14 protein-coding genes are annotated in these 12,316 nt (G+C 42.7%); 9 read left to right on the top strand and 5 right to left on the bottom strand.

The genetic code is table 11. The features are described from left to right. The first annotated feature begins 423 nt into the window (after positions 1-423). The 7 genes from IM322_RS06165 (at position 424) to IM322_RS06135 (ending at position 5,287) form a co-directional block, all read left to right on the top strand. The gene (locus IM322_RS06165; RefSeq protein WP_287673596.1) at positions 424-1,203 is read left to right on the top strand and encodes an ABC transporter permease; all 780 of its coding nucleotides are present in this window, start codon (positions 424-426) and stop codon (positions 1,201-1,203) included. Positions 1,204-1,400: 197 nt separating this feature from the next. Continuing rightward, entirely contained in the window at positions 1,401-1,865 is a 465-nt protein-coding gene (locus IM322_RS06160; RefSeq protein ID WP_287673595.1) for a hypothetical protein, read from the top strand. A gap of 417 nt (positions 1,866-2,282) precedes the next feature. After that, a complete protein-coding gene (gene cysH / locus IM322_RS06155; RefSeq protein ID WP_287673594.1) occupies positions 2,283-3,104 on the top strand; it encodes a phosphoadenosine phosphosulfate reductase in 822 nt (273 codons plus the stop codon). A gap of 57 nt (positions 3,105-3,161) precedes the next feature. Then, positions 3,162-4,028, top strand: coding sequence for an alpha/beta fold hydrolase (locus tag IM322_RS06150; protein WP_287673592.1), 867 nt, complete (start codon positions 3,162-3,164; stop codon positions 4,026-4,028). Positions 4,029-4,258: 230 nt separating this feature from the next. Next, complete coding sequence (locus tag IM322_RS06145) at positions 4,259-4,555, top strand: BrnT family toxin (protein ID WP_287673590.1); 297 nt, start codon at positions 4,259-4,261, stop codon at positions 4,553-4,555. Then, positions 4,506-4,718, top strand: coding sequence for a hypothetical protein (locus tag IM322_RS06140; protein ID WP_287673602.1), 213 nt, complete (start codon positions 4,506-4,508; stop codon positions 4,716-4,718). Before IM322_RS06145 ends, IM322_RS06140 begins: the two co-directional genes overlap by 50 nt. A 365-nt stretch (positions 4,719-5,083) precedes the next feature. Next, the gene (locus IM322_RS06135) at positions 5,084-5,287 is read left to right on the top strand and encodes a hypothetical protein (RefSeq protein WP_287673598.1); all 204 of its coding nucleotides are present in this window, start codon (positions 5,084-5,086) and stop codon (positions 5,285-5,287) included. A gap of 155 nt (positions 5,288-5,442) precedes the next feature. Here the strand turns inward: IM322_RS06135 and IM322_RS06130 are convergent, their stop codons facing one another. Further along, positions 5,443-5,604, bottom strand: a complete 162-nt coding sequence (locus tag IM322_RS06130; RefSeq protein WP_287673588.1) for a hypothetical protein — start codon at positions 5,602-5,604, stop codon at positions 5,443-5,445. A 466-nt stretch (positions 5,605-6,070) separates the two neighbouring features. Here IM322_RS06130 and IM322_RS06125 point away from each other — a divergent pair, with 466 nt between their 5' ends. Both IM322_RS06125 and IM322_RS06120 read left to right on the top strand, forming a co-directional pair. Next, a complete protein-coding gene (locus IM322_RS06125) occupies positions 6,071-6,277 on the top strand; it encodes a hypothetical protein (protein ID WP_002762605.1) in 207 nt (68 codons plus the stop codon). A 2-nt stretch (positions 6,278-6,279) separates the two neighbouring features. Beyond that, on the top strand, positions 6,280-6,768 hold the full coding sequence (locus tag IM322_RS06120) for a hypothetical protein (protein WP_287673586.1): 489 nt from the start codon (positions 6,280-6,282) through the stop codon (positions 6,766-6,768). A gap of 174 nt (positions 6,769-6,942) precedes the next feature. Here IM322_RS06120 and IM322_RS06115 read toward each other — a convergent pair whose 3' ends face one another. The 4 genes from IM322_RS06115 to cpcD/petH all read right to left on the bottom strand — a co-directional run bounded on the left by IM322_RS06115 (position 6,943) and on the right by cpcD/petH (position 11,984). Next, positions 6,943-8,814 (bottom strand): GTPase family protein, encoded by a 1,872-nt coding sequence (locus IM322_RS06115; protein WP_287673584.1) that lies wholly within the window; start codon positions 8,812-8,814, stop codon positions 6,943-6,945. 60 nt (positions 8,815-8,874) lie between these two features. After that, complete coding sequence (locus IM322_RS06110) at positions 8,875-9,750, bottom strand: 3'(2'),5'-bisphosphate nucleotidase CysQ family protein (RefSeq protein ID WP_287673582.1); 876 nt, start codon at positions 9,748-9,750, stop codon at positions 8,875-8,877. A 92-nt stretch (positions 9,751-9,842) separates the two neighbouring features. Further along, on the bottom strand, positions 9,843-10,685 hold the full coding sequence (locus IM322_RS06105; RefSeq protein WP_287673579.1) for a ChaN family lipoprotein: 843 nt from the start codon (positions 10,683-10,685) through the stop codon (positions 9,843-9,845). 99 nt (positions 10,686-10,784) lie between these two features. Beyond that, positions 10,785-11,984 (bottom strand): bifunctional rod-capping linker CpcD/ferredoxin--NADP reductase PetH, encoded by a 1,200-nt coding sequence (cpcD/petH, locus tag IM322_RS06100; protein WP_287673577.1) that lies wholly within the window; start codon positions 11,982-11,984, stop codon positions 10,785-10,787. Between the last annotated feature and the right edge of the window lie 332 nt (positions 11,985-12,316).

The raw sequence follows: 12,316 nt of genomic DNA, 5'->3' as shown, positions 1-12,316 counted from the left end.
TTTGTGGAAGCTTTGGAAGCTTTTCGGACAGCGATGTCTTTCCGTTTCTTTGAGTGGCTGACCGAGAATCGGGATGTTTTTGCCGCTTACAAAGCCAGTTTAGGCTTTGTTTGGGCTTAAATTTTGTTTAAGTCCCACTAGTTAAGAGGAGTAGAAGCAGCAATCTCCCATTATAGTCTATAGTCGTAGGCTTAACGGTGAGATTGTCAACACCTAATCATACCCAAAACCTCAAACCTCAAAAATTGATATTCCTAAGCCATAAACGAAACTGTCGAGGAGAAAATTACCTACACAGGGCCAGCAAAAAAGTAATAGATTGGTGTATTCTTGATCAAATAGGGACGTTAATAATTGGGCATAATGAGGGGATGAAACAATCTCTTAATCTAGGAAAGACAGATATTATTTTGATGAAAGGCTATGGGTATCAGTATCCTGAGAATATGGGTGATCGCAGCTAATGGTTTTCGCGAGGTTATTCGCGATCGAATTCTTTACTTTATCGGGTTTTTTGCCTTGTTGATGGCCTTCGCTTGGCGTTTATTACCAGAAATTGCGGTGGGAACCCATCAGAAAATCTTTCTTGACTTGGGATTAGCCGCTATCGGGTTATTAGGGGTAATTGTTGCGGTTTTTGTGGGTACAGGGCTAATTAATAAGGAAATTGACAAGAGAACTATTTTAGTTTTGATTCCCAAACCCCTGAGTCGGGCCGAATTTATCCTCGGTAAACACTTGGGTTTGTCCGGGGTTTTAGCGGTGATGTTGGGGGTAATGTTGGTGATTTACTTGCTGATGTTGCTGGGGATGAAAGTATCTTTTCAACCTTTACCCCTGATTGTCTCGGTTTTCTATCTCGGTTTGGAATTAATTCTCATCGCGGCCGTGGCGATCGCTTTTGGGGTATTTACCAGTTCGATTTTAGCCACGTTAATGACTTTTGGGGTCTATCTAATGGGTCACATCAGCAAAGATCTGATCCAATTGGGTATAATCAGCAAAAATCCCAATATCCTCGCTATCACTAAAAATATTTATCTAATTCTCCCAGATTTAGAGAGATTGAATTTTAGAAACGAGGCCGTTTATGGTTTGCTGCCTAGTGCTGATGTCTTAATCGGTAATGCCCTCTACAGTCTCGTTTATACTGGTCTATTATTGGGTATCTCCATCCTCATCTTTTCACGACGACAATTTTAAATAGCGTTGCTGAATCAAGGGATGAATAGCAACTGTGCAGGTTCCCGTGCCAAAGTTAGTTTGGGTCTAGGTTTTAAAAATCCCAGCAAAGAGGATTCAGATCTCAAATCAGCAACGCCTAAAATTGTCCTGGCAGAAAAACCGCTCATCGCTGGTAGGAATGGTCAATATCGATTAGTTTATAGACATTATTAGCCATGAAATTAAAGGCACAACTGCATATTTTAAGTCGAGACGCGGTCAATTACGGACTGGCAACCGTAGTCATGGAAGAAGCGGTTAATCCCGTCCTCGCGGCCGTGGCCAGACAGTTAAAACATTTACAATACTATGTGGTTCAGAATAGCCAGGGTGATTGGTTACTAACCACCTTAGCCCATCGGCAGCAGCCGCAACAGGAGAAAAGGGTAATCTATGCCTTTGCTACGGAAAAAATGGCCATATCTGCTCAAAATACCCCCAATTCACCTCTATCAACGCTCCTGATTCCCGTAACCCATCTTTTATTCCAATTATTTGCCCTAGAAAAAGTAGATAGTATTATTTTTCTGGAAAATGCACACACCGCTCAAACGGGAAAAGAAATCACCCGGACTGAATTAAGGGCCAATATTGAAAAACAACTGCAAAAACTAGCGACAATTCCTGCCAATCTTGCTTAACTTGGTTATCATTAATCGAGGTCAATTAGATGTCACCAGAGACTGTTTGGGCTGCCAACTTGAGTCTATTGTAACCAGAGAGATTTTTGAGAAAGGAAGGTGTCGCTAGTGTGGGCCACACTTCACCCCATCAGATATAGTAGAAGTACAGTATATACATTCTCAACAATACGGTGGTCAGGATGAATACAAAAACCCCCAATTACTAGACCGCCAGTGTCAGGATGATAAAACGGCTCTCCAGTGTCAAGCTGTATCCCTAACAATGGAGCAGTAAAACTAGGAGCCGTGTGAGGTGAAAGTCTCACCTACGTTTCTCAAGGGGAGAAGATGGAGTTGACTCTATTCTCAGCCCCTAATGGATAGATTGGACTCTATCAGTATCCGCCGCTACTAATACCTTAAATCTTAGCCAGAATGCCAGATTTACACTTGCTTAATTCTCATCCACAGGCCCTAGAAACTGCCTTCATCCCCACTGCCGACCGGTCTTTTTCCTACCCTCTATCCCTCGACCTCGCTACAATTAATCAACGTTTTGACTCCGCTAACGCCGCGGAAATCGTCGCTTGGGCGGAAGCCACCTTTGGGGAAGGTTTGGTGATGAGTACCAGTTTCGGCATTCAGGCGGCGGTAATGTTGCACCTCGTAACCGCAATTATCCCCGATATTCCCGTCATTTGGATCGATACCGGCTATCTTCCCCCGGAAACCTATCAATTTGCCGAAGAATTAAGCCAACGCCTCCATTTAAACCTGAAAGTTTATCAATCTCCCCTCAGTCCCGCCCGCATGGAAGCAATCCACGGTAAATTGTGGTCAAATAACGATCTGGACTCCCTCAATCTCTACGACAAAATCCGCAAAGTGGAACCGATGCAACGGGCCCTGAAGGAATTAAAGGCCGCCGCTTGGTTAGCGGGTTTGCGTCGCGACCAAACCGACCACCGCAAAACTCTCCAATGGGTCAATCAACAGGGCGAACGTTACAAAATATTACCGATCCTTGACTGGAATGCCAAAACCATCTACGAGTATCTGACTAAATACGATCTTCCCTACCATCCCTATTTTGATCTGGGTTATGTCTCCGTCGGCGATTGGCACTCCAGTCGGCCTTTAACCGCCGATGATAGCAACGAACGAGACACCCGTTTCAAGGGTTTAAAACAAGAATGCGGTCTTCATTTGCCCTTAACCCCCGGAGAAGCACAAAGTCTCGACGCAAGCTCCCTTTAACTGCCAGGGTGGGAAAATTGCCGGTGCGATCGGTTCCTAGACGTTAGACAATGGTTAATGATTATGAATCCCCCATTAACCATGGCTATTTTAGAAAATTTTCTCGAAGTCGGCTCTCTCAAGTGGTTTTATCGACAGGTTAACCCCGCTCAACAACCAGATACAACCCCCGTGATCCTACTTCATGGTTTACCCGCCCATAGCTATATTTGGCGGGAATTATTAACCAGTTTAGAAGAATATAACATTAATGCTATTGCCCCCGATTGGATCGGTTCCGGTTTATCCGCTAAACCCGATGCCAGAGAATTCGCCTACACACCTAGCGCTTTTTGTCAAGCCTTGGCCGATTTTATTCAAGCTCTCCAATTGCCGAAAATCTCCCTAATTGTGCAAGGTTTTTTAGCCTCCGTCGGCCTACAATACGCCCTAGAAAATCCCGATAAAATTGAGCGCTTGGTCGTCTTAAATACTCCCCTCTCCAGGGATGTCAAATTACCCTGGATAATGAAACAATGGGGCCTACCTTTCCTAGGAGATATGGCAACTCAAGACCCCTTATTAGTCGATCGTACTTTAGAAACTGGTAGCGGTTTTGTGATTAGTGATGCAGATCTGGCTATTTTCCGTCAACCTTATCTAAAAACTTCGGCAGTGGGTCGCGCTTTACTGGCCACGATTCGCAATTTAAACCTAGCGAAAACTATGGCAGAAATTGAGACAGGTTTAGAGAACTTGGAAAAACCTATCCTTTTTGTCTGGGGAATGGGCGATCCTTGGTTATCTTCTGTCACTGTGGAAAAATTGGCCACTAAATCAGGAGTGGAATTAATCTCCCTTGCGGAAGCGAAACACTATCCCCAAGAACATTGGTCTAAAGAAATTAATCCCCGGATTATTAATTTTCTCGGACGCAAAATCTAAAGGGCTATTTAAGGTGACGCAGAAATTTTTTCAATTACCCTTCTCTGATTATAGTAGAAGCGGAGGCTTCGCTTTTTCAAAATTTCTGCGTTTAGGGCTAGTAATTTCTCGATATAACAAAAAACTATTGAAGTTTAAATAGTGATAAAAATTTTTGTTCGTTCAAAACCATAGGTAAGGAGGAGATATAGGAATAACTCTCTACAAAGACAATTTTTGGAGAGTTATTTATGCAATTTACAAAATTTGACTGGGATCAGTCTAAAAGATATTCTAATATAGAGAAGCATGGGATAGATTTTGCGGCTGTTCCTCCTATTTTCGATGGTCACTGTCTAATCAGAGAAGATAATCGCCAAGATTACCAAGAAATAAGGATGTGTTTGCTGGGACAATTAAACGGGATAATCTGTTATGTTGTCTATACTATAAGAGGGGAAACTTGCCGATTGATTAGTGCTAGGAGAGCAAACGAACGTGAGCGAAGAAAGTATCAAGAGAGTATCCACCAAGAGGGGGATTCTTAACACAAAAGAGGAAAGGCAAGATTTTAGCGATTTAACCGATTGGGAGCGAGTTAAATCGATGAGTGATGCAGAAATCGAGGCTAATGCTCTGTCGGATCCCGATGCGCTTCCTTTTGATGATGATTGGGAAAATGCTGCGATCATTTCTCCAAAAATATGGTAATAATATAATTGGCTAGTCAAATATATGAATTTTTGCAGCCAGTTAAAGATTGTTGATCGGAGTGGTTTTAATCATGGATAAGAAACTATTATTAAGGTTATTATATTTAGTCGGGTTAAATTGTCTGTTTTTGAGCAACCCTCCTACCGTAAGTAGGTGGGTGGAATTAAATATAAGATGAACGTAGGTTGGGTTGAAGTATGAAACCCAACGCCCGCATGGGTTACGAAGTGCGCTAACCCATCCTACAAATAATTGTGCCTTCCTACTCTAAGCTTTCTGGGAATTGATAGCAAAATCTCCCTAGAAAGTATTGAGAAAGTCACCCTTAGTATATCACTGTAGTTCGACACGGGCAACAGCATCTGGAAAGACTAGCTTTAGGAAGGATAAATATAACAAATAATCCCCCAGATATTAATAATTTAACCGATTGGGAGCGAGTTAAATCGATGAGCGATGCAGAAATCGAGGCTAATGCTTTGTCAGATACCGATGCGCTCCCTTTTGATGATGATTGGGAAAATGCGGCGCTCATTTCCGCTTACAATAAATTAACATCTCAATAATTAATTGCTAAAACTGATAATTGTCTCAGGGTTACTTGTTATGAAAGTTTAATAGACTGTTGTTCAAGAAAATAGTGATAAAATTTTTTGTTAGCTCAAAGTAATAAGCAGGTAATCATTTGAGAGTAATGATTCCACGTTACCATCAAATCGAATTACTTAATATTGATTATTTGAACCATATTTTCAAGTCTATGTATATAGGCTTGATGATATCTCCATGCTTCTAAAATACTTTGTAATAATTCATCTTTTGAAAAACAACCAGAATCAGCTACATCTTCAATTTGTCTGATTAGATCATCTTCTAACTCCAATTATAGCATACTCACTTGTTTAGTTGTGTCTGCCATACTGTTATCTATCTAAAAGTTGATGGAACTATCATACCATAGGAACTCAGCACTGTGGTATCTATTAAACCCCACAATATACCCATTGATATGCCTTGCATATATGTGTATATAGTACCACCTACTAAATACCCTATTATACCCCCTATTACACCTAAGCATGAATAAAACCTAAGATTATTTTGGTTAAAATTTGTGAAAAATAGCTTTTTAATAGCAAATAAGTCGATAAGTCGATGGTATTTGACTTATTGCACCCATTAAGTACCGTCAGGACTCGTTTATGTTGACTTAACATATCTGGTGCAATTGCTTGACATATCTAGTGTAATTAGGGTTGACATATCTGGTGTAATTAGGGTAAGATAGGATACTGTACTTAGGATGCTAAGTTTCTAAAGGCAGACTATTACTGAATTAACAAAAAAAAATGGCTACCAGACAATTTCGAGTAAATCTTAGTCAAAAGGACTCTGAATATCTTAAAGAAATAGCTAAAGAGCTAGACTTAACAGAGTCTGAAGTCATTCGTAAAGGATTAAAACTCATGGCTTTATATGCTAAAACTGAGACAGAGGAAGATACTCAATTAATACTCCAAAAAGGTAATGAACAGAGACCACTACTAATTGTTTAGTTATGACCAGTGATTCAAAAAATGAGACAGAGGAAGTTAACAACCCAAAAGATCCCAGCGCTTCTTTGGCTCTTCCAACTGAAAGGAACTCTGTGCGTCATAATCTAAAGAAGAATCCGGAGCCTTATCATTTAGACAATGAAGTATCTGCATTTGGTAAACCAGCTACAGCTATATCACCCTCAGACCAAAGACATAATTTTAATACTAAAGTAGCTGGTTCCTTAGCAAGGTGGCTTTGGTTGGGATTGTTAACCACTGCTGGGTTACAAATTCTTTCTATTTGTCTCATTTCTTTTGCTTCTCTTGGAATTTTTAATTTAAATATAAATTTGAAAGCTATCGAAGAACAAGAAGTACAAAGTAGAGTGGATAAAGCGGCAACCCTAATTAATGATTCTTCTAAGACAATTTATACTTTTTTAGGGCCAATAGCTACAGCAGTCACCGCCTTTTATTTTAGTGGTTTGGGTACTTTGTCAAAAACTTAGAACGATGAAAACTCTGAAAATGAGAGAAATGAATAGAACTTTCAAAAAAACACGAAAAAATCTCTCTTATTGGTAATTTTAGTACAAAGGCTAGAAATCTCAACCCCAGAAACCTCTCCTCCCCACTCTCCTATACTTTTAAAGTGGAAGAAAGTTTTAGCTTAATTAATCTGGCTACAGGCCTGTTTTTATCGTCTCTAAATACCCGTGATAACTTGACCGGAACTGTTCGATCGATAAGTCCTTTGTCCAATATTCTACTAGAGCATGACCCCAAGCCCAAGCTTCCTTGTCGGCAGTGCTAGAATTCTCTAATAGTATTGGCCAAAGTGCCAATAAATCAAAACTTTTATTCTCTGGATTTAAGAGAGAAAAAAGCTCATAGGCCATCTGTAATTTACCGATCGCTACCGGTAATTGTTCCACAGGAATTTGTTCAGCTAAAAGATAGGCTAAAGTCGGTCTTCCCGTCGCTAAAGTGGAGATAAAACCTAGAATAGGACTTTTTAATAGTGCCGTTAAACCTTGCCCCGTGGCCATCTGTAAAGTATAGCGATCGATTATTTTAGCCGCTGCCAGAGTTCGAGTTTCTAAATCCGCTAAAAAACGGGCTAAACGCAACTGTTTTGCGGGCGAAATTGCCCCCAGCAAAGCGATTGATAACTCCTCATCCCCCCAAGCTTCTCTATCCGGCTGTTGACTGACCATCGGCAAAATGCGATCGCAGAGTTCCTCGAATAATTCCGCCCGATACTGCAAGCATTCGCGGATATTGACTTCTTTGGGACTTTCTCCCGTCAGCCAATTATAGGGGGGTTGCCACTCTCGCAGCGGACGCAGGCGATCAACTTGAGAAACACACACTATAACTGGTAAATTGTCAATAGTTTGTTGCAAATCTTTAAGAAAAGCCTCATCCATGGCCAGGGCGGGATCGAGGGCGGGGGTGACAAGAATCAATAAATCGGCGTTTTCGGCATAATTGAGAACCTTTTGCCGATAATCAGCCCGATTTGCCTGTTCGTAGCCCGGGGTATCCCAGAGGATTAACTCGTCTCCTTCTGGGGTTTGCCAATGGTAGGATTGGATTGCGTCGGTACTAGGCAATAGATCCACTTGGGCCAAATCGGCCCGAAAAAGAGTATTGATTAAACTGCTTTTGCCGGCCCCGGTGCGTCCAACCAGCAGAATATTAACTGGTTGGCGATCGATTGCCGTGATCGGTTCAGCTTGGGCGAGAATTTCTTTGAGAGTAGTAGTGGCGATTTTTGTCTTGGTGGGGAGAGTTGGGGCGAGATTACTGCCACTGTAGAGTAACACCGCTTGGCGAGAGAGATTTCTCAGGGCATTTTCCCGCAAAACTTGCCCTAAATTGACTAATAATTGCTGATCCGCTCGATCGCTGTACTTTTGACTGGCAACTTTAGCCACAGCCGCGGCAGGATTGATTACCCATTGCGCCCAATTCCAGACCTGCCAAAGTTTCCGGGCTGAGGGTTGCAATTTTTGATAAACTTCGTAGGCTTGATAGGCTTGACCGATGGTGATTTGATTCAGGGCCGGGGAAAGATTCTGCATCCAGCGATCGCTATCATCCACAGTTCCCCGAATTAAACCGTAGGCCTGGGGAATGTAAATATTTAATAAGGGGTACTTGACATCGGGGTAATATATCTGGGCGATGGCATTGACCAAATCCTGACAGCGTTGCCAAAAAGTCGCCCAATCTTCCCACACCGGGCGATCATTGCGGGCCTCGGCGATAATTCTCTCGATAATTTCCTCGACATTTCCCCCAGAATCACCGTCAGGAGGGGTTAATTCTGCCTTAATTTCCCCAATGGCGGCTTCAATTTCCCCGACTACTGGGCGCGTCCATCTGACCAACAGGAAGCGCCAAGCAACAAAAATCAGGGTAAAAACTGCCCAAATCCAATTTAAACCCCATTGATTGATCTGAAAGCCGGCGGCCACGATCAGAAAAATCACCACGGCGGCGATCGGAACTGCTAAAATCAACCCTTGCCAAGTTTTTAACCGTAACATTGCTCGATCTGGTTTTTTTCCATTCTACCGATCTCTGATTCTCGGTTAGGGGGGCAGAAATTAGACAGTGGTATCAATTTGGGCGAGGATTGCCGTGGACAACTGACAAAGTTGTTGATGACAAGGACCATTACTAGCCATGATCCCCCCCCATTGCCGCACATCGCCGCGATTATAGCGCACCGGTTGACCATCAAAATAGGAAAATTTGCCGCCTGCTTCCGTTAAAATCAACTCCGGTGCGGCAAAATCCCAGTCTTTAGCCGCCGATTTCCCCGATAGGGAGATATAAACATCGGATTTTTGTTCGAGGATCGTGGCAATTTTACAGCCCACACTACCCACATAATTTTTACCAAAGAAAGGTATTTGACTTAATAAATTATCAAAACGTTGGTCGCGATGGGTACGACTAACCACCAGATAGAGGTCGGTAATTTTATCTTTATTGGCAACTTTTACCTGTGTAATATTGCCGTCGCTAGTTTCTAGAAAAGTACCTTTTCCTTTTTGGGCAAAATAGAGTTTTTCTTGATCTGGTAGGGCAACCACGGCGATTATCGGTCTTCCTTGATAACATAAGGCGATATGTAGGGCATATTCTCCCGTTTTGTCGATAAAATCCCGGGTTCCGTCCAAAGGATCGATAATCCATACCCAATCTTTCGGGATAGCTTCATTGCCCTGATGGGTTTCCTCGCTCAGATAACCAAAGTCGATATCAGAGAAATTTGTTTGTAATTCCCCTAAAATATAGTTATTTGCCGCTAAATCCGCCGCCGTCACAGGTCCGCCTTTTTTTTCCTCGTTGACGGCTAAATCCTGTTCACCGCGGTGGTAGGATTGGAGAATTTTAGCACCACCCCAACCGACGGCACGAGTCACAGCTAAAATGCGCTCGATCGTTTCGGTATCTTGACAGGTTAAATTAATCATAAAATAGCCTCAGTTTTTCAGACCTATTATTTACTAAATTGAAAGACTGGCATCTTAGCTTACCATCTCTTGTTTCCTAGCTCCTGACTTGCTTAATTTTGCTCTTGCCAAAAATAATCGGCGGGTTTTTTGGTTTCTTCTGGTGATGATTGAGGAGCGTCTCCCAAGAAAACCGAGCGCTGGATGACGCGATCGCCTAATCTTCTTTGGACTCGACTGGGAATACCGTAACCGTAGGCAATATGACCTTTTCCTGCTAGGACGATGATCTGATAGTCGGGATGAGCTTGCCAGAATTTAGCGATCGCATCGGCCATGGTTTCATCCCAGAGAACCTGTGCCAAAAAAAAGCGATCGAATCCCTGACTTTTGCCCCCCGTGTGTTGCTGATAAACGGCTAAGATCTGTTGACGATACTCCTCGTTATCCTGGTTTATTTCGCTTTTAGGGGGGATGTAGGTCATTTCTGAGGTGGAGAGGCTTTCTAAGCCCTCCTGTGCCACTTTTCTAGTGATTTCCGTGGGTGTATTTAGGGCGATCGCTGGTAGTTGTTTCGCCTTGGCCAAGCGCAGGATCGGGGCGTAAAATTCCCAATCAAATCCCCAACGTTGGTCGTATTCACTTTTTTCTCTCAACTGATTTTCAGTAATTTGGCCCGCTAAATACTGATCCAAATAGATTTGGTAAGGACGTTGAAACATCTCGAAAGCGATCGCTATTTGGGGATTATTGGCCTGTAAATACTTGATAATAGCTAATTGGGCCTGATGATCGCCTTGACTATCGTGCCTTTCTCCCAGATAAATAATCTCGGCTGTTTTTAAATCTGCCAGAATTTGTTTTTGGCTATTAGTAAAACTCCAGGCCCGGGGCAGCAAAATAAACAGTAAGCAGAGGGCAAGGAAAACAGGAAAAAAGCGTCGAGAGAATTTCATCTTTATTAAAGGCCTTTTAAAAAACTGATCTTAACCGAAACCAAGACAAAAAGGGTGGGCAATGCCCACCCGAAAAAATTTTCCGAGAACCTTTTTGGTTTAGTAGGTTTCTACGTGCCAGCGATGTTCTTTTTTCAGTTGTTTCTGATAGACAGACCAATCAGCACCATTTTTAGCGGCGGCACTGGTGATAGCATCGTCGATACCATCTTCCATCCCTTTCAGTCCGCACATATAAGCGTGGGTTTTGGGACTTTGGAGTAGATTCCAGATTTCGTCAGCGTGTTCGGCTACCCGGTGTTGAATATACATTCTACCGCCCTGGGGATTTTGCTGTTCCCGGCTGATGGCATAGGTGAGACGGAAGTTATCGGGGAATTCCGCCGCTATTTTCTCTAATTCTTCTTGGTAGAGAATATTCGCCGTTTTGGGAACTCCGAAAATCAACCAAGCTAGACCTTTGAATTTATAATCTTCGTGTTGTTCCTTGAACATCCGCCAGAGGAAAGCTCGGAAAGGAGCGATTCCCGTCCCGGTGGCCATCATAATGATAGTGGCATCTTCATCACCTGGCAGCAGCATTTCCTTACCCACGGGACCAGTAATAGCCACATCGTCCCCCACCCCTATATGACAAAGATGGGTGGAACAAACTCCATAAACGGTTTCCTTGGTTTCTGGGTGTTGGTATTCTAACTGACGCACGCAGAGGGATACGGTTTTATCGTCTAATTTATCACCATGACGGGTGGAGGCGATCGAATAGAGTCTCAATTTATGAGGTTTGCCATTAGCATCGCTACCCGGGGGGATAATACCGATACTTTGCCCTTCTAAATAGCGTAAATCGCCCCCAGAAAGGTCAAAGGTGACGTGTTGTACGATACCGATACCCCCCTCATCAACGAGAGCATAATTCTCGATACATTTGCCGATAAAGGGTTGATTCGGACGGTAGATGTTGACGGGGATATCTGTTTTTTCTTTCGCTTGAGTCATGGCCTTTTTCTTGGTCTGTTCGGTGACGGGCGATGATTGAGCGATTGGCTGTGGTGTGGAGGCACTAGAAACAGTTGCTACGGGGGCAATCCCATTTAAGGGTTTGATGCTGACGATACGACCACCTAAACGGGTAATCCGACGCATTTCTTGATTCATGCGACTGTAGGGAACCGTGAAAAACACGCTTCCACTCTGACGGATTGAATAATCCAAGCTGTCAGTATTGTCGTTTTGATTGAGACCCGCCACTTCGTAAACAAATAAACGGCTTCCCGCTAGTGTACTCGGACTGTACATTAAATATAACTCCCAACTCAAGTCACGATAATCGTTCCATAGTTTAGCCTACCATCGGTACACTACACCTAGGCCTAATCGAGAGTTATCTTAAAAAAACCACAGACATCGCTTTTATCTTTTCCTTAAGGATAGGTCAACTCTCTGGTTAAAAACTGTTACACTTGTAGCATTTTTACTTTTTATTAAGATTTATCGAAAATTTGGGTTAAAACCCCGTCGTTTTACGACGGCTTTAAGCTACAATGGAAAAAGCGATAACCAAGCTAAAAACTGAACCTTGACAACAGATAGTAGGGGGTTTCGTTCAGAAAAGACTTCAAATTCGGCCT

The sequence above is a fragment of the Microcystis sp. M109S1 genome (assembly GCF_020247025.1).
In the GTDB taxonomy this organism is placed as follows: Bacteria; Cyanobacteriota; Cyanobacteriia; order Cyanobacteriales; family Microcystaceae; genus Microcystis.
This window is presented reverse-complemented; position numbering and strand designations above follow the sequence as displayed.